We start from the raw sequence: 16,239 nt of genomic DNA, 5'->3' as shown, positions 1-16,239 counted from the left end.
AGGGTGTAGCTAGATACGCTACATCCTTTTTTAGACTATACAGTTCTGTATACTGTAGCCTATCATGATGCGTATCATGATAATGATGCTGTTGAAAGGGCGAAGCTTCATGTTGAAAAGACAGGGGCAAGAGTTCTGCTTATTGCCGGGGATGAAGATGAAGCATGGCCTTCCGAATACTCGGTGAAACTGATAGAGGAAGATCTAAAAAAAGCAAACTACGATAAAGATGTTAAGGTTATTATTTATCCGCATGGAAGCCATCTGAATGGACTTATGCCAAACAGAGAAAGAGAGAAAAAGCTTTATCGTATGATTCCATTTATCGGACTGATGTATAGGACCTTTGGTAAGTTTCGCAAGGTGAACTTATCTTATTTTGAAAAGTCGGAGAAGGAAATAATAGAATGGATTAATTGATAAATTCAAGTTTTGTTTCATGTTTTTATTATTGAATATTGCTTATAATGTTGCTATAAAGGAGTTTGAAAAATGGATTTAAAGAAAATTGGTGCTTTTATAGCAGCATGTAGAAAGCGACATAAACTAACACAACTTGAACTAGCAGAAGAACTTGGTGTAACAGATCGTTCAGTTTCAAATTGGGAAAATGGAATATGCTTACCCGATGCTAGTTTGTATAGGCAGTTATGTGATATATTAAAGATTTCAATCAACGAATTGTTCGCCGGTGAATACCTTTGCGAAGAAAACTATAAGAAAGCAGCTGATGACAACCTGCTGTGTTTATTAGAACATAGACTGTACGAAATGTCTCCTACAGATATAAATTTTGATGATTTTCAGAATGCATTAAGAAGAATATCTGAGGCTACCACGCTGCTGAAAAGATTCGATGATAAGCAAGAAGCTGTATCCTATTTAGTGAACGAGACAGGATTATCATTTGATGAATGTGACAAGGCTTATGATTATTACATGGAAATGTTTTCTTTTTAATTTTTCTTTCTTTTTACAAAAGTGTTCCTAAAATATGTTTAGCGTTCCTTATTACACAACATATATAAGAAAGGCTCTTAAGCCAAATTTATATACCTATTTCTCCCGTCGCTTACAAAAAGATATATAATTACTATGTATTTTTCAATCTTATATACCTGTCTCCAAGTATTCATTTTTTACAACAACACAAATGTAAAATAGGATTAATTTTTTAATATAAATGAGTATGACAAATCGGGGATTGGAGGGGGAAACTATGTTAGAAATATTAAAAGCGAGGTTTCAGGATAATAAGAATCTTCATATGGAACTGAGTTGGCTTGACGTGGAGAAACGTTTGCTTGAGCATCAGAGCTCCATGGATGTTTTGAGAAGGATGGAGGAGAGCGGCGGAGAACCGGATACCATCGGCTATGACGAAAAGACGGGAAAGCTAATTTTCTGCGACTGCGCAAAGGAGTCCCCTTCTGGGCGCAGAAGCCTGTGCTATGACGAAAAGGCATTACAGGGGCGTGCTAAAAACCCGCCGTCAGGCAGCGCCGAATTGAAAGCAAAAGAAATCGGCGTTTTGATCATGACGGAGGAACTCTATCGCCGACTGCAAAGTCTCGGGGAATTTGATTTGAAAACGTCAAGTTGGATCACTACGCCGGATGATATTCGCGACAAGGGCGGTGCATTGTTCTGCGAACGACGTTACGGAACGGTTTTCACATTCCATAACGGGGCGGATTCGTACTATTCAGTGCGCGGGTTCAGAGGTTATACGCTTATATAAATTCAATTTGTCGGGATGTCTATAAATCGAGATTTGAAGAGGTGAAGCCATGGCATGGAAATGTCCGAAATGCGGCAGAGAGTTCAGCAGACAAAACCAGGACCATTACTGTGTGAAACCGCAGAATATTGATGAATACATTGCTGCCCAGGATGAGAAATATAAGCCCAGATTAATGGAGATCCGGGAGATCCTTCGTGATGCACTGCCGGACGCGGAGGAACGGATCTCCTGGTCGATGCCCACTTATTGGAAAGGTCGTAATATCATTCATTTCGCAGCATCAAAGAAACATCTGGGCATTTATCCCGGTGATGAGGCTACAGCTGTATTTACGGAGGAACTCTCCGATTATGATGTAAGCAAGGGCACGATACGGATCCCCTATGATCAGCCTTTACCGGAAGCACTGATCATAAGGATCGCAAAATGGTGCTTTGAGAACTATTCCAAATAAGGTGTAAAGATTACTTAATATAGGCTGCAATTTCTTCAGGTGTCTTTTCATATCCGGTTTTTGCCCAGTAGCAAAAGAGCTTATAGAAGCCACCAATAGTAAAGGCTATATGCCATGGATCAGTAATGTTGGATAGAATGGCATTAAAACGCCTGTCAAATTCTTCTTCCAGAAGATTCATCTTATTATCACGGATAAGAAAGGACAATGGATATATTGGGATTCCTGCACTTGTGACTGATGATGGCAATCTCACTCTGGATTGGGAAAGCTTCTTTACCCAGCAGGGAATCGAGGTTGTTCATCCTGGAGAAGCTGGAGCAGCCTGTGGAATAGATGGCAAGGGATGCTGATGTTATCAATATAATGAAGAGGGAGTTGTTTAATTTACTGTTAAATGGCTCCTTTTTTGATATAGTAGAAATTAGTTTTTATCATGGAGGAATGGTATGCAAAAACTAAGTTTCAGGAGCGCAACAATTGAAGACTGCAAGTTGATCCTGTTCTTCATTAAGGAACTGGCTATTTATGAAAGAATGCTTGATGAAGTGGTGGCAACTGAGGAGCTATTGAGTGAATGGCTTTTTGAGCAGAAAAAGGCTGAGGTCATTTTTGCATGTGAAGATGGAAAAGAGATTGGATTCGCGCTGTTTTTTCATAACTTTTCTACTTTTCTGGGAAGAGCAGGGATATATCTTGAGGATCTTTTTGTTCTTCCGGAGTATCGCGGAAAAGGATATGGCAAGGCAATACTGAAGGAACTTGCCAGAATTGCAGTTGAACGTAAATGTGGAAGACTGGAGTGGGCATGTCTTGACTGGAATAAGCCGAGTATTGATTTTTATCTTTCAATGGGCGCTGTCCCGATGGACGAGTGGACAGTATACAGAGTCACAGGGACAACTCTCAAGGAATTGGCGAAAGACAAAACTTGAAATAGTAATTTACTGCAAAGTGAAAAGGACAGAGTAAGATGAATTTTAAAAAGATAGCAATAATCGGAGCTGGCGCTGTGGGATGCTATATTCTGTGGGGACTTTCAAATAAAGAAGACATAGATATTTCAGTGATTGCACAGGGAGAGCGCAAGGAGAGAATTGAGAGTGAAGGACTTGTTATCAATGACAAGCTATACAGGCCAAAAGTTAAAACTCCGGCAGAAGCATATGGTGCGGATCTGGTCATTGTCGCTGTAAAATATAATGATCTGCAGTCAGCAGTTGCAGATATAAAAGAAATCGCCTGTGAGCACACAGTAGTGATGAGCCTTATGAATGGTGTAGACAGCGAGGAGACAATCGCATCAGCAATTGGAGAGGATAACATTGTTCCTTCTCTGATAAAAGTTGCATCTGAAAGAAAGCAGAACAGTATCCGCTTTGATCCCGAAACCACGATAGGAATAATATATGGAGAAAAAGATGGAACCCGGTCTGACAGGACTGAAGCCATAGGAAAACTGTTTGAAGGAACGTGGCTTAACTATAGGGAGACGGATGTAATCCTGCCAGAGATATGGAGCAAGTTCAGATTAAACGTCGGGAACAACCTTCCCCAGGCGATGCTCGGGGTAGGAGTCGGAGCCTATGGCGACAGCGAACATGTGGCTGCACTCAGGGAAGGGCTTGTAAAAGAGCTTGATGCGATTGCAGAGGCTAGAGGTATAGATATATCTTTAGCGGATCCCTCATCAACTAGAGGAAGTAAGGTTTCTAAGAGGGCAAGATATTCGACTCTTCAGGACCTGGATGCAAAACGGCATACAGAAGTGGACATGTTTTCGGGGGCAATTATCCGTATGGGAGAAGAACTTGGTATTCCTACGCCGTACAATGAATTTGCATTTCATATGCTGAAGGCATTGGAAGAAAAGAATGATGGGATTTTTGATTACGAATAATTGAAGCCTTTATTGCAGCTATAGAGGCGATGTTAAAGGAATCGTTACGGTAAACAGTGATAGCTGGGAAAGGTGAAAATTAGCCGTAAACACTAAATAATGAGACAGGAGCTTGTTTATGAAGATTATGGTCAGTGCCTGTTTGCTGGGACAGAATTGCAAGTATAATGGCGGCAACAATTATCTGAAAGATTTGCCTGAGGCTGATGTTACAAAAATCATATCACAAGTTGTAAATGATGCAGAAGGTAGAGGGAAGACTTCGAAAATATAATTTGCAGAATAACTTAGAATGTAAATGATTTTTAGGGAGAATAAATGAAAAAGTTTTTAAAGATTTTAGGAAGTATTTTAATCCTATTAACATGTGTGATAATTGCTGCATTGCTTATTGTAGTGATTAGAACGAAGATGACACAGAATGACTATTCCACGGTATTTACAAGTGAAAAATATAAGACTCCGATAACAATCGAGAATGTTGAAGTGATTCAGCAGGATATTTCTTGTGGTTATGCCGTCATCGAAATGTTTTCCTTTTGGAATGGAGGGAATCTGACAGAGGAAGATCTTTATGATGAATATGGAAAGATAATCACTTCAACTGGTCAGAAATTTTGTAATGAAATGAATAAGCAGTTTCCGGAATTTAAAACGGAGATTCACAAGTATGTGACTAATACTGAGTTTATAGATATCATGTATGATACGTTGGCATCCGGAAAGCCGGTTCCGTTTGAATGGGCAGCTCTCTACGGGGATGAATGGACGTTACATTATTCATTGATCATTGGTGCAGATATACCGAATAATAAGGTAACTGTTGCAAATCCCTATGGATACTATGAAGAACTCACTTTGGAAGAATTGTTTAAGAGAACTAGCTTCGAAGCATATTCACCTATGCCGCTTTTTATGAAAATGGGATTTGCCATAGGAATGTTTGAAAAAAACACTGTTTTTTCAGTGGAGTGAGAATTTATATCTCGCAAGATAAAGAGTATGAATGGTGCAGACTATAGACTGGTCTGCACCATTTTTTTGAGTTATTCCTGATTCATTTCTGAGTCAATCCTGATTTATACCTGCAAAATTTATGATTCAAAACTGAACCTTAATTGATTCGCTGTTGAGGCGGTTTTTCCGCTATTTCATGCTATTATTCACCATGTCAAAAATACAAGGAGGAAAAATATTTGCTGAAACAGATCTCTGGAGGGGGATTTGGTTGTTTCATGAAAAAGATAAAGGGAACCGGCATGGCAGGTATGTGCGATTCACTTATCGAAAAGATAAGTGATTTATGAAGTTACAAATTGATGTGATTGAGCCATTTGACAGAATAATTGCTGTCTGATGGCTCTTTTTTCTGATATATTAGAACTATGCTTTTTGGAGGTGTTTAGAAATGCTTTTTTACCTTGTAAGACATGGACAGACAGATTGGAATAATGAGAAAAGAATGCAAGGGCATATGAATATCCCTATGAACGATGTAGGTATTCAGCAAATAAAGGACCTTGCAGATCAGATGGTTAGAGACAAAGTCAGATTTGACAGATTGATTGCCAGTCCTTTGGACAGGGCAAAGCAAAGTGCTGAGATTATAGCTGAGAAGACTGGCTTCAAGGATGAAATTGTATTTGACGATGATTTCATAGAAAGAGATTGTGGGCTTCTGGAGGGCGAAGTATGGTATCCGGAGCTTAATCTGGAAGATCCCAAATATAAGATGGAAACAATTTCAGAGCTATGTGAAAGAGCTCAAAGAGCGCTGGATAAATATGATTTTGCTGAAGATGAAAAAATAATGATTGTAGCTCACGGGGCAATATTGACAGCTGTAAGAACGGTATTATCAGATTGTAAGATTGATTACTATGACAGGACAGAGCCGGTTATTCAGGGAAATATTCTGTGCTGCAAAAAGGAAGAAGGAAAAGAAACTTCTTTTTTCAACATGTTCTAAAGCCAGTTGATGAAGTTGGAGAAAAGGATAATGCCACACGTTGAAATAAAGTGTTTTACAGGAAGAACTGAAGAGCAGAAAAAAGAATGTGCTGAAAGAGTTGCGGAAGTAATCGCTGAAACACTTGGATGCAAGACCACGAGCGTTTCTGTTGCAATTAAAGATATTCCGGAGGAAAACTGGAAAGAGCAAGTATGGGATAAGAGCATTGTTCCGGATGATCAGTATTTATATAAAAGACCAGGATATACATGTGAATAAATATCTATGAGGTATTGAATTAATGATAGAGTATCGAAAGGCAGTAGAGAACGACAGAGCAAGTATTGAAGATCTTTTCATAGAGATGTTGCAGACAATTTATTGTACGGATGACGTAGAGGGTTATGAGGAAGGGTATCTCAACAGATACTTCTCTGATCATGAAGATGAGGTCATAGTCGCAGTGGATAATGGGCAGGTAGTAGCTTTTCTATCAGTTCAGGTTTTCCGCGGAGATAACTATATTTATCTTGATGCCACGCTGATAAGTGATTTCAGAGTAAGTGAGCAATATCAGTTATCGGAGAAACCAGGTGTGACAAAGCAGGTTGTTTACTATCTGGCTAAATACATAGATGAAAATCCGCGTGTTGTAAGGCCACAGGAAGTCAGATCGCTTAAGAGTTTATGCCTTGAGGATGCGCTCGCTGTTATAGAATATGAGAGCAAAAAAGAATAATTACTAAAGGCTGATAAATACATAAAAGAACTGGACTTAATGGGCTTTTGCTAATAGTGAAAAAGGGGAAATAATGATCAGACGGGCCAATAAAAGTGATTTGTCCAGGATTGCAGAGATTCTGGTATTTGTAAAAAGAATGAAGTATCGTTCTATTTTTCATAATGACGCATATTCTTTCGGAGAGTTACAGGTGATCCCTGTAGCTGAGCAGTATTCCAACCCAGAGATCCTTGAGAATATCTGGGTGTATGAAGAAGATGAGATAGTAAAGGGATTAATTCATATTGAGAATAATGAAGTAATGGAGCTTTATGTTGATTATTTCTTCATGGGACAGGGTATTGGGGCTGAATTAATTGAGTTTGCAAAGAAGGAATATGAAGTCAGGTTCTTGTGGACACTGGAAAAGAATCAGGATGCAATCAAGTTCTATGAGGCTCATGGATTCTGCAGAACAGGAGATAGACAGTTAGAAGAAGGCACACCTGAATATATCGTTAAGATGGAGAGATGAATGAAAGCATTAGTGATCAACTGCAGCCCGGTCAGAAACGGAGCTACAGCGGAAATAGTAAGCATTGTTTCACAGGAATTGTCCAAGAAATATGATGTGAAAAGCATTTGTATTGATGACTATACCTTCAGTTTTTGCAAAGGATGCCGTTCGTGCCACAGCACTGCTAAGTGCGTGATAGAGGATGATATTCAGGTAATTATGGATGAATTTGATGCTGCAGATGTGATAGTTTCAGTTTCTCCATCGTACTGGGCTGATATTCCTGGACAATACAAGGCTTTCATAGACAGATGTACTCCATGGTGTAATACCCATGAGCCACATGCAACGATTAGGCCAGGGAAAAGAGGTTATGCCATAGCCCTGAGGACTGGGCCAAGCATGCCTGAATGTGAGCGAATAATTAAAAGTATCGAGCATTTTTATGGTCATTTGGAGATTCAAGCAGTAAATAGCCTGGGACTATGTTCTGTTGAGTATAAGGAAAATGTAGAGCCCAGAAAGCGGGAAATAATAGCGTTTTGTGAGGATATATAAGTGGTGATAAAAAGAGTATGAAACAGTTATTTGAAATTGATCTTAAGGATTATAAAGAAACAGATACAGTTTTTCGCAGACCTTCAGCCAGGGCCATCATTATAAAAGATGATAAGATAGCTCTCGTTTACAGCAAGAAAGAGAAGTATTACAAGTTTCCGGGCGGAGGAATCCATGATGACGAAGATAAGAAAGAAGCTCTCATCAGAGAGGTTCGGGAAGAAGTGGGCCTTGTCGTAATTCCTGAATCTATCAGGGAATATGGAAGTGTATTGCGAAGACAGAAGAGCACTTTAAAGGATGGCGAAATCTTTGAACAGGAGAATTATTACTACTTCTGTGATGTCGAGGATAGAGTTGTCGGACAGGACCTGGATGTATATGAAGATGATGCTGGATTTGAGCTGCGAATAGTGAACATAGATGAGGCTATTGCAACTAACGAAGCGTATTCCAGCGCTGATTATTTCAATGAAATCATGATTAAAAGAGATAAAAGAATGCTTGAAATGGTAAAGCAGGAGTTGGATACTTTTGAACTTAAGCTAAATCGCAAAGTCGATGATTATATAGACCTTATTCCATATTACAGAAATGATGAGGAATCTTTTAAATGGTATCAAGACCCTGATGTTTGCAAGCAGGTCGATAATGTAGACCACGTATATGATATTGATACTCTGCATGCTATGTACGATTTTCTTAGTAGCCATGGTAACTGCTACTACATAAAGTATCAGGGCAGACTTGTGGGGGATGTATCTCTTAGGGATAATGCAGAGCTTGCAATAGTTGTCTGTAAGGAGTATCAAAACCGTCACATTGGCAGAAGATGCATACTGAATATGATTGAACTTGCCCGAGAAAAAGGTATGACTAAAGTTAGAGCTAACATCTACTCTTTTAACACTCAAAGCCAGCGGATGTTTAAGTCCGTAGGTTTTGTCAGAACAGATGACGAATGGTTTGAGTACCGTATTTGAAGTGGAGTTTTGGTGGGAATATGAAGCTAAGGGAAGTGGTATGAGGATAACGGAGCTGTTCATGTGGGGACAAAGAAATTTGATTTCTTTCCATTTACATGTGGTTATATGAAAAAAGAACTGTAGATTATGGAGGAGTGTGTATGGGGGCATTGATTATTTGGCTTGTAATAATGGTTCCTGTAAGTGCAATACTTACAGGACTTGGAATCTTTGCCTGGAGAAGACAGAAACCTATGTGGTTCTGGGATTTGTGGGACTAAACTAAACCACAGGTATATTTTTTCATGAATATGTTTATGGTATTATATTGGAACGGGATGGTGGCGTAGATTCTTTTTTGTTAATAGAGGAGGCAACCATGGACATTTTCGAAGTATTTGTTGATATGCAGGCTACAGGTAACAAAATAAAACAGCTTCGCAAACAGAACCACTACAAGGTATTTGATCTCGCAAATGCTCTGGGGCTTGAATCCGAGCAGGCAATTTATAAGTGGCAGCGCGGCCAGTGCTTACCTAATGCAGATAATCTTGTAAGACTTAGTATATTATTCGGATGTCATATAGATGACATTCTTGTTCATAACATGACAGCTGGAGAGGACGAAAGTCCTCTTCTTCCTTTATGTGCATAAATTATGATGTGGAATAGATGGTGGAGGTTATGAGAAATAAATGAATAATATGATTATTCAAATTGGTGTGGATGAAAGTGATGTACGTTGTTCTTGAAATCAGCTTCGAAAATAAAGATAAAATTACACTATGAAATAATATTTTACAATATTGATCTTCTTTTAGATGCTATTTATATCATATAGTAAAAAAGGAGGCAATTATGGGAAAACATAAAGAGCTAGGAGTTGATAAAAATGGTGTGCAAAAAGTCTTAAGAGGGTATGACTATTTGGCAGATATGCTGGGACAGTTTGGTCTTGCTTTAATCGCTAACCTGGTTGGTCAGTTAACATATTTTTATACAGATAAAGTGGGGCTGGCTGTTGGTGGCGTAGGTATTGCAATGGGAATTGCAAAGGTCATTGATGCAGTTACAGATATCTGGTTTGGAAATGTTGTGGAGCAATCCAAAGGTGGAAATGAGAAATACTACAAGTGGATGAAACGTATGATGATTCCGGCAGCAATTACAATTATTTTGCTGTTTACTGTTCCAAAGGATATTAGTCAGGTGGCATCCTTTGCCTATGTGACATTAACAAATATTTTGCTTACTGCTGTTTTTTATACATTAATATCTACACCCTTTGCAGCAACAATTGTGGTTCGAACGAAAAGTCTGGACGAAAGGTCAAACCTTGGAATCTTTCGTGCAATTGGTTCTTATATTTCAGGTATTATTATGGCTATAGCAATTATTCCGATTACCAATGCTTTAGGAGGCACACAAAATGCATGGATTAAGTTTGGCTTTATAATTGCCTTGGTAGTGCTGTTGTCTTTATTGATTTGTAGTATTAACGGAAATAAAGCCGTAATGAAGGCTGCAGAATATGAAACGGAAGAAAAAGAGGAAGAAAAAGTTCCTTTTAAAGAAGCTGCAAAAATGTTATTTGCCAGTAAGTATTGGGTAATAGTTTTATTGTTTAATATTATTACCAGTGTTACAAATGCCATATCAGCTTCAGCAAATACCTATTATTGTAAGTGGATTTTCGGGAACGATAATCTGGTAGCGTTAGTTGGTGGTTTTGGTCTTTTGGGAACGGTAATAGGATTTGGTATTTCAAAACCGATTATCGAGAAACTGGGAGTCAAAGGTGCGATTGATTTTGGATTGCTTGGAACCGTAGGAGCAATGATTATTCGTTGTTTGGCGCCCGGCAATATTGTAATGTATGTTGCAACCGGAATTGTATCAAGTGTAATGATGATGCCGTTGATGTGTTTGTATGGTGTACTTTTGGGAATGGCTGTAGACTACAACGAATATAAGTATGATAAAAAACTGGTAGCAATCTCATCCGGTGCTATTGGATTTGGCTCAAAAGTGGGATCCGGAATTGGTTCCGTTATTTTATCCATATTTTTGGTGCTTGGAGCCTATGACGCATCTTTGCAGGTTGCAACTACATCCATGAGATATTCCATTTATGGATTTGCAAATATCTTCCCCATTTTTATTAATCTTCTTATGTATCTTATTTTCAGAGGATTTGATTTGGAAGATAAACTGCCTCAGATGAAAGAAGAAGTGGAAAAGAGAAGAATGAATTCTGAAGCATAAGGCAAAAGACACAGAAGTAGATTACTTCTGTGTCTTTTTTCTATAAGTAAGGGGTGTTTCGCCGGCAATCTTTTTAAACACATTCTGAAAATAAGATTGACTGGAAAAACAAAGATAGTTGCTGATTTCACTAAGAGATTTATCGGTGAATGTAAGTAAACTTTTTGCTTCTTGGATTTTTGCGTGTGTAATGTACTCTCCTAAGTTGAACCCCAGCTCTTCTTTGAAATGGGAAAGTGTGTAGGATCGACTTCGATGAATATGATTACTGACGTCATCAACAGATATGTTTTCATTCACGTGTCCGTTTACAAATTGAATGCAGGTGTACACATCTTTACTTAAGCCAGAAGGAGTCATTTTTTCTGAGATGCGTTTGGTGAAGTCAACCAGCATATTATATTGAAGTGAAGTAATATCAAAGATAGTATGCAAGCGTTCACATTCCAAGGAGTACTGGTCGATTAACTGGTAAGTTAATTCTATATCTAACCCTGCCGGTATAGCCGCAAATTTTCCAATCGTTGCAACCTGACCAAGAAAAATATTCTTTGCCTGCCGAAGTGGAGAATCACCAACAGTTCCTTCTGACAAGGGTTGGTTTTTTACATGTTGCAATAAAAAGTTTTCCAACTGAGCTACATTACCTGATTTTACGTAGCTTAGTATTTGTTGTTCCAGCACATAGGTACCGTGAATATTTTGCTCTTCCCTTGCTTCATAGGAGGAATGGGATACTTTTTTGGCAATATCTTTTTTTAGATTGGGATTTGCTATGGAGAACAAATCTTCTAATGCGGGCTTTTTCCTGTGTATTGTAAAAAAAACCATAGAAAGAATGTTGGTGAATTGGTGATAGCTTACTCGGGCCAGTCGATTTAAATCATCAGCAAGTTTATTTTTTTGGCCGGGAGGGATGCTGTGTGCTCTCATAAAACTATGAATGATTTCTTCATTAAGCATGGAAGAAATAACAGGACCAATCAAAAGAGAAGTGTCTTTGCCTGCGTTCAACTGTACCAGACCATAGTAGCAATTATCATCAGCTAAGGAGGTTGTTATTATTTTGTTGGAAGCAGATAATTGGTCGAAAATCCGGATGCTTGGTGAAAAATAATCCGGATAGCCACAGAATGATATAAATTGACCATCTTTAAAATAAGCAATTGGTATATTGTGGGCGGCATAGAATAGTTGGCAAAAATCATTATAATTCATAAGTATTACGTCACCTCAATAAAATATAAATTACAATTCTAAAGATAATTTTACATTATCAACATGGGGGAATCAAGTATCTTATGATTAAAGAACATAGATTATGTAGAAGCAGGAAGGTTAGAAGATGAAAGATTTTATTGTCGTATCACCGAATAATGATGAAGAAAGTCAATTGGAAAAAGAAAATCGCTTATTATCCAGACAAGTGGCAGAAGAGGGTTTTGTGCTGCTGTACAACAATGGAGTTCTACCTCTTCAGGAAAGAACCGTTGCTTTGTTTGGTACCGGAGCAAGAATGACTGTTTTTGGCGGAACCGGAAGCGGAGAAACAAAGGGACGTCAAAAAGTAACGATAGAGCAGGGACTAAAAAATGCTGGAGTAAAAATAGAATCTTCTCTTTGGATAGACGAATTTGACGAGAAATATAAAAGGAAGCGTAAGGCGTGGAAGGATGATGTGGAAGAACATATTCGCGGATATCATCTGTGGAATGTGATGGATATGTTTCGAGAGATTGATAAGCATCACTTCGTTTTTCCTGTAGGGGATGAAATATGCGAGAAGCATGTGAAAGAGGAATGTGACGTCGCAATCTATATTGTTGCAAGACAAGCCGGTGAAGGTGGCGACAGAAAACTGGAAGAGGGAGATTACTTTTTATCACGTACGGAAGTAGATTCCATTTCTTTTTTGAAGAAGCATTATAAGAAGGTTGTAGTTTTGATTAACAGTGGTGGAAGTGTTGACTGTTCTTTTATGGATAGGGAAGAAACGAAACCGGATGCTTTATTGTATATTGGTCAGCCGGGAGAAGAGGCAGGAAATGCGGTAGCAGATATTTTGCTGGGGAATGAATCTCCCAGTGGTCGTCTTACTGCAACATGGGCAAAAGATTATTATGATTTCCCTGGAGCTGATGAATACGGCTTTTTGGGAGAGAATTCCAAGGAAGCAAACTTTAAAGAGGGTATCTACGTTGGTTATCGATGGTTTCACGCAAATCATATAGAGCCAAGGTTTGCCTTTGGATATGGTATGTCGTATACAACATTTGAACATTGTTACTTGGATGTTAAGCAGAAGGGGACCAAACTTGTTTTTCGCATTTGTGTAAAGAACACCGGTGCAGTTTATTCCGGAAAAGATGTAGTGGAAATATATGTTCGCAAGCCTTCTGCAGATATATATCAGGTGATGAAAGAATTGGCTGGTTATGGAAAAACCAAGAAACTGAATCCCGGAGAAGAGGAAATCTTAGAAATTGAAGTATCCTTGAAGGATTTGGTTACTTATCAAGCCGATATGCATGGGGAATATTTACTATCCGGAGAGTATGTTTTCTTTGAAGGGACTTCGGCTGATAATTTAAATGCAATTACGATTGCTGTGGTTCAGCAAGCTTGTTTACTCAAAAAAGTAGAGCCGTTGAACTCATGTAAAGTGAAATTCGATGAGAAGATTTTTGAGAATAGTTTTATTGAGAATCGTGAACTTCCTTTATTAGAGATTGACACTTCAGTATTTGATTCTTACATTTCAGAACATCAATCAGAAGGAGTAATACCTTCGAACCGCGTTTTAAATCTGACAGATGAAGAGCTGTGTACCATGCTGGTTGGAGGATCGGTCGTTAGCTATGGCTACGTTCGTACACCGGGAACCGTAGGAAGAACTTCAAATATCCTTTGGAAAAAGCATAAATTGCCTAGTATTAACATGGCGGATGGACCGGCAGGCTTAAATCTGACTCCACAGTCTCTAATTACAAAAGGAGGAATGGAAAAAAGTTATCTTCATCTCCCTGAAAATTGGAGTTATGGTTTTTTGCCGAAAATGGAATGGATTGCTGTAGGAAATCCCAAGAGAGATCGAATGATTTGTCAGTTTACGACGGCTTTTCCCTCTACTACGGTAAGAACACAAACTTGGAATCGAGAGTTGATTTACAAGGTTGGCGATGCTGTTGGACGTGAAATGAAAAAATATGGAATTACATTGTGGCTTGCACCGGCTATAAATATTCAAAAGAACCCACTGTGCGGTAGAAACTTTGAGTATGCATCGGAAGATCCTTTGTTGTCCGGTTATATGGCGGCGTCAATTATTGATGGAGTGCAGCACTTAGGTGGAGTGGGCGTGACAATAAAACATTTTTGCGCCAACAATCAGGAAACAGAACGAGAGTATATGTCATCTAATATTGGAGAACGGGCTTTGAGAGAAATCTACTTAAAGGGATTTGAAATTGCAATTCGTGAGAGTAATCCATGGTCGTTGATGACATCCTATAACAAATTAAACGGTACATATACTGCAAATCATAATGAATTGTTGATGAATGTACTTCGAAAAGAATGGGGATACAGCGGAGTGGTTATGACAGACTGGGGTGCCATCACAAAGGGAAAAGGTGATTATTATCAATGTGCGAATAACGGAAATGATTTGATTATGCCTGGGGATGGTTCTGCAGTGAAGCAATTGTTAAATGATTTAAAGACAGGACGATTGAATCGAAAGGCAGCACAAATTAGCGTAGAACGAATCCTGCGTCTTGTAATGAAGAGCGATTATGTAGGATAGAAAGTTGAAATAATAACTCAAAATATGAAAGAGGAGAAGAATATGCCAAATGTATTTAATGAAAACTTCTTATGGGGAGCTGCGTCTGCGGCACCACAGATAGAAGGGGCTTGGAATGAGGATGGAAGAACACCAAGTATTTGGGACGTGGCGCCCTCCAAAAAGATTAAAAATGGAGAAGATTGTCACACTTCCTGTGATCATTATCATCATTGGAAAGAAGATGTGGCATTGATGAAGGAAATCGGTTTGAAGTCCTATCGATTTTCTCTAAGCTGGTCTCGTATTATTCCAAAACCCGGAATGGTAAATGAGAAGGGAATTGCATTTTACAACCAATTAATAGACGAATTGATTGCAAATGATATCGAACCTATGATTACGATCTTTCACTGGGATTTGCCGGTTTGGATGCAGGATATGGGAGGCTGGTACACTAATAAGATTGTAGATTATTTTCGTGAATATACGGAAGTGGTAGTTCGGGCATTTTCTGATCGCGTAGCTTATTGGATGACAATTAATGAACCTCAGTGTTTTATTATGAATGGTCATTTACAGGGAGCTCATGCACCTTTTCATAAGAGACCGCTTGCCCTTGCAAGAATATCGGAAAACTGTATGCGCTGCCATGGAGTTGCGGTGAAAACCATTCGAGCAAATGCTGTAAAAAAGCCAAAAGTTGGAATTGCCATGGCAACAGCAGCCTATGTTCCAGAGAATGATTCTGTGGAGGCAATAGAAGAAGCCAGAAGATTGTCTTTTGAATCTACGATTGGTGTTATGAGCAATAAATGGTGGTTTGATCCGATTCTGAAGGGGGAAAAAGAAAATGCCTTTGGAATCTTTCGTACCAAAACGAAACATATGGATGAAATCCATCAGCCTTTGGATTTTTTGGGATTGAATGTTTATGCACCATCCAATGATCAGGATTGGACAAAGGAAAAACATGATCCGAAGCCTGGAATTCCCAGAACTCAATTGGGATGGGTCATTGATGAAAGGGTTTTATATTGGGCAATTCGATTTATGTCAGAACGTTATGGACTCCCAATTATGATTACGGAAAATGGTATGGCAAATCTGGACTTCGAGCAGTTGGACGGGAAGGTACATGATCCGCAAAGAGTGGATTTTATCCATCGCTATTTAAGTGAATTAAAAAGAGCGGTTAATGAAGGATATGAGGTTATTGGGTATCAGCATTGGTCCATTATTGATAACTTCGAATGGGCAGAGGGTTACGACCCAAGATTTGGTTTAATTTACGTGGATTTTCGTACTCAAAAGCGGATTCTCAAAGATTCTGCTTATGAGTATAAAAAGATTATTGAATCAAACGGAGAAACAATATAA

Annotated in this window: 20 protein-coding genes; 18 read left to right on the top strand and 2 right to left on the bottom strand. The window is 38.7% G+C overall.

Going from position 1 to position 16,239, the window contains the following annotated elements; translation table 11 throughout:
* Window positions 1-45: 45 nt before the first annotated feature.
* The 4 genes from G608_RS22940 to G608_RS0114540 all read left to right on the top strand — a co-directional run bounded on the left by G608_RS22940 (window position 46) and on the right by G608_RS0114540 (window position 2,198).
* A complete protein-coding gene (locus G608_RS22940; protein ID WP_081677441.1) occupies window positions 46-420 on the top strand; it encodes an acyl-CoA thioester hydrolase/BAAT C-terminal domain-containing protein in 375 nt (124 codons plus the stop codon).
* A gap of 72 nt (window positions 421-492) precedes the next feature.
* Window positions 493-960, top strand: coding sequence for a helix-turn-helix transcriptional regulator (locus tag G608_RS22615; protein ID WP_051209384.1), 468 nt, complete (start codon window positions 493-495; stop codon window positions 958-960).
* Window positions 961-1,219: 259 nt separating this feature from the next.
* The gene (locus G608_RS0114545; protein WP_035795762.1) at window positions 1,220-1,741 is read left to right on the top strand and encodes a DUF4256 domain-containing protein; all 522 of its coding nucleotides are present in this window, start codon (window positions 1,220-1,222) and stop codon (window positions 1,739-1,741) included.
* A gap of 49 nt (window positions 1,742-1,790) precedes the next feature.
* The gene (locus G608_RS0114540; RefSeq protein ID WP_022762558.1) at window positions 1,791-2,198 is read left to right on the top strand and encodes an iron chaperone; all 408 of its coding nucleotides are present in this window, start codon (window positions 1,791-1,793) and stop codon (window positions 2,196-2,198) included.
* Window positions 2,199-2,208: 10 nt separating this feature from the next.
* Here the strand turns inward: G608_RS0114540 and G608_RS23655 are convergent, their stop codons facing one another.
* Window positions 2,209-2,379: a hypothetical protein gene (locus G608_RS23655; protein WP_196810212.1), complete on the bottom strand. Its 171-nt coding sequence runs from the start codon at window positions 2,377-2,379 to the stop codon at window positions 2,209-2,211.
* A 268-nt stretch (window positions 2,380-2,647) separates the two neighbouring features.
* On the opposite strand from G608_RS23655, the gene G608_RS0114530 reads away from it, so the two are divergent.
* From G608_RS0114530 to G608_RS0114465, 12 genes are all read left to right on the top strand, one after another.
* Window positions 2,648-3,133, top strand: a complete 486-nt coding sequence (locus G608_RS0114530; protein ID WP_026496646.1) for a GNAT family N-acetyltransferase — start codon at window positions 2,648-2,650, stop codon at window positions 3,131-3,133.
* 38 nt (window positions 3,134-3,171) lie between these two features.
* Window positions 3,172-4,098 (top strand): ketopantoate reductase family protein, encoded by a 927-nt coding sequence (locus tag G608_RS0114525; RefSeq protein WP_026496645.1) that lies wholly within the window; start codon window positions 3,172-3,174, stop codon window positions 4,096-4,098.
* 118 nt (window positions 4,099-4,216) lie between these two features.
* Window positions 4,217-4,372 (top strand): DUF523 domain-containing protein, encoded by a 156-nt coding sequence (locus tag G608_RS23935; protein ID WP_242829403.1) that lies wholly within the window; start codon window positions 4,217-4,219, stop codon window positions 4,370-4,372.
* A 122-nt stretch (window positions 4,373-4,494) separates the two neighbouring features.
* On the top strand, window positions 4,495-5,073 hold the full coding sequence (locus G608_RS0114515) for a hypothetical protein (RefSeq protein WP_442852226.1): 579 nt from the start codon (window positions 4,495-4,497) through the stop codon (window positions 5,071-5,073).
* 433 nt (window positions 5,074-5,506) lie between these two features.
* A complete protein-coding gene (locus G608_RS21345; RefSeq protein ID WP_051209382.1) occupies window positions 5,507-6,067 on the top strand; it encodes a histidine phosphatase family protein in 561 nt (186 codons plus the stop codon).
* Between the two features lie 30 nt (window positions 6,068-6,097).
* Complete coding sequence (locus tag G608_RS0114500; protein WP_026496643.1) at window positions 6,098-6,328, top strand: tautomerase family protein; 231 nt, start codon at window positions 6,098-6,100, stop codon at window positions 6,326-6,328.
* A gap of 22 nt (window positions 6,329-6,350) precedes the next feature.
* Window positions 6,351-6,788 carry a hypothetical protein gene (locus tag G608_RS0114495; RefSeq protein WP_026496642.1) on the top strand — a complete coding sequence of 146 codons (438 nt, stop codon included), beginning with the start codon at window positions 6,351-6,353 and terminating at the stop codon, window positions 6,786-6,788.
* A 73-nt stretch (window positions 6,789-6,861) separates the two neighbouring features.
* On the top strand, window positions 6,862-7,305 hold the full coding sequence (locus tag G608_RS23650) for a GNAT family N-acetyltransferase (protein ID WP_026496641.1): 444 nt from the start codon (window positions 6,862-6,864) through the stop codon (window positions 7,303-7,305).
* Window positions 7,306-7,845 (top strand): flavodoxin family protein, encoded by a 540-nt coding sequence (locus G608_RS23645; RefSeq protein ID WP_026496640.1) that lies wholly within the window; start codon window positions 7,306-7,308, stop codon window positions 7,843-7,845.
* A gap of 17 nt (window positions 7,846-7,862) precedes the next feature.
* A complete protein-coding gene (locus G608_RS23930) occupies window positions 7,863-8,828 on the top strand; it encodes a GNAT family N-acetyltransferase (protein ID WP_081677439.1) in 966 nt (321 codons plus the stop codon).
* Between the two features lie 361 nt (window positions 8,829-9,189).
* On the top strand, window positions 9,190-9,465 hold the full coding sequence (locus tag G608_RS0114470; RefSeq protein ID WP_026496638.1) for a helix-turn-helix transcriptional regulator: 276 nt from the start codon (window positions 9,190-9,192) through the stop codon (window positions 9,463-9,465).
* Window positions 9,466-9,668: 203 nt separating this feature from the next.
* A complete protein-coding gene (locus tag G608_RS0114465) occupies window positions 9,669-11,075 on the top strand; it encodes an MFS transporter (protein ID WP_026496637.1) in 1,407 nt (468 codons plus the stop codon).
* A gap of 21 nt (window positions 11,076-11,096) precedes the next feature.
* On the opposite strand, the gene G608_RS0114460 is transcribed toward G608_RS0114465, so the two are convergent.
* On the bottom strand, window positions 11,097-12,293 hold the full coding sequence (locus tag G608_RS0114460) for a helix-turn-helix domain-containing protein (RefSeq protein WP_035795756.1): 1,197 nt from the start codon (window positions 12,291-12,293) through the stop codon (window positions 11,097-11,099).
* Window positions 12,294-12,420: 127 nt separating this feature from the next.
* On the opposite strand from G608_RS0114460, the gene G608_RS0114455 reads away from it, so the two are divergent.
* Window positions 12,421-14,880: a glycoside hydrolase family 3 protein gene (locus G608_RS0114455; protein WP_026496635.1), complete on the top strand. Its 2,460-nt coding sequence runs from the start codon at window positions 12,421-12,423 to the stop codon at window positions 14,878-14,880.
* A gap of 24 nt (window positions 14,881-14,904) precedes the next feature.
* Window positions 14,905-16,239 carry a glycoside hydrolase family 1 protein gene (locus tag G608_RS0114450; protein ID WP_442852225.1) on the top strand — a complete coding sequence of 445 codons (1,335 nt, stop codon included), beginning with the start codon at window positions 14,905-14,907 and terminating at the stop codon, window positions 16,237-16,239.

This window comes from Butyrivibrio sp. WCD3002 (genome assembly GCF_000424265.1).
GTDB lineage: Bacteria > Bacillota > Clostridia > Lachnospirales > Lachnospiraceae > Butyrivibrio.
Note: the sequence above shows the minus strand (reverse complement) of the source record. Positions and strands in the feature narration are given on the sequence as shown.

Bases quoted from the DNA above. Each gene is read 5' to 3' on its own strand.
- G608_RS0114545 (WP_035795762.1), top strand. From the start codon at position 1,220: ATGTTAGAAATATTAAAAGCGAGGTTTCAGGATAATAAGAATCTTCAT.
- G608_RS23655 (WP_196810212.1), bottom strand. From the start codon at position 2,379: ATGAATCTTCTGGAAGAAGAATTTGACAGGCGTTTTAATGCCATTCTA.
- G608_RS22615 (WP_051209384.1), top strand. From the start codon at position 493: ATGGATTTAAAGAAAATTGGTGCTTTTATAGCAGCATGTAGAAAGCGA.
- G608_RS23930 (WP_081677439.1), top strand. From the start codon at position 7,863: ATGAAACAGTTATTTGAAATTGATCTTAAGGATTATAAAGAAACAGAT.
- G608_RS0114465 (WP_026496637.1), top strand. From the start codon at position 9,669: ATGGGAAAACATAAAGAGCTAGGAGTTGATAAAAATGGTGTGCAAAAA.
- G608_RS0114495 (WP_026496642.1), top strand. From the start codon at position 6,351: ATGATAGAGTATCGAAAGGCAGTAGAGAACGACAGAGCAAGTATTGAA.
- G608_RS0114500 (WP_026496643.1), top strand. From the start codon at position 6,098: ATGCCACACGTTGAAATAAAGTGTTTTACAGGAAGAACTGAAGAGCAG.
- G608_RS0114540 (WP_022762558.1), top strand. From the start codon at position 1,791: ATGGCATGGAAATGTCCGAAATGCGGCAGAGAGTTCAGCAGACAAAAC.
- G608_RS0114530 (WP_026496646.1), top strand. From the start codon at position 2,648: ATGCAAAAACTAAGTTTCAGGAGCGCAACAATTGAAGACTGCAAGTTG.
- G608_RS23645 (WP_026496640.1), top strand. From the start codon at position 7,306: ATGAAAGCATTAGTGATCAACTGCAGCCCGGTCAGAAACGGAGCTACA.
- G608_RS21345 (WP_051209382.1), top strand. From the start codon at position 5,507: ATGCTTTTTTACCTTGTAAGACATGGACAGACAGATTGGAATAATGAG.
- G608_RS23650 (WP_026496641.1), top strand. From the start codon at position 6,862: ATGATCAGACGGGCCAATAAAAGTGATTTGTCCAGGATTGCAGAGATT.
- G608_RS0114450 (WP_442852225.1), top strand. From the start codon at position 14,905: ATGAAAGAGGAGAAGAATATGCCAAATGTATTTAATGAAAACTTCTTA.
- G608_RS0114455 (WP_026496635.1), top strand. From the start codon at position 12,421: ATGAAAGATTTTATTGTCGTATCACCGAATAATGATGAAGAAAGTCAA.
- G608_RS0114525 (WP_026496645.1), top strand. From the start codon at position 3,172: ATGAATTTTAAAAAGATAGCAATAATCGGAGCTGGCGCTGTGGGATGC.
- G608_RS0114470 (WP_026496638.1), top strand. From the start codon at position 9,190: ATGGACATTTTCGAAGTATTTGTTGATATGCAGGCTACAGGTAACAAA.
- G608_RS23935 (WP_242829403.1), top strand. From the start codon at position 4,217: ATGAAGATTATGGTCAGTGCCTGTTTGCTGGGACAGAATTGCAAGTAT.
- G608_RS0114460 (WP_035795756.1), bottom strand. From the start codon at position 12,293: ATGAATTATAATGATTTTTGCCAACTATTCTATGCCGCCCACAATATA.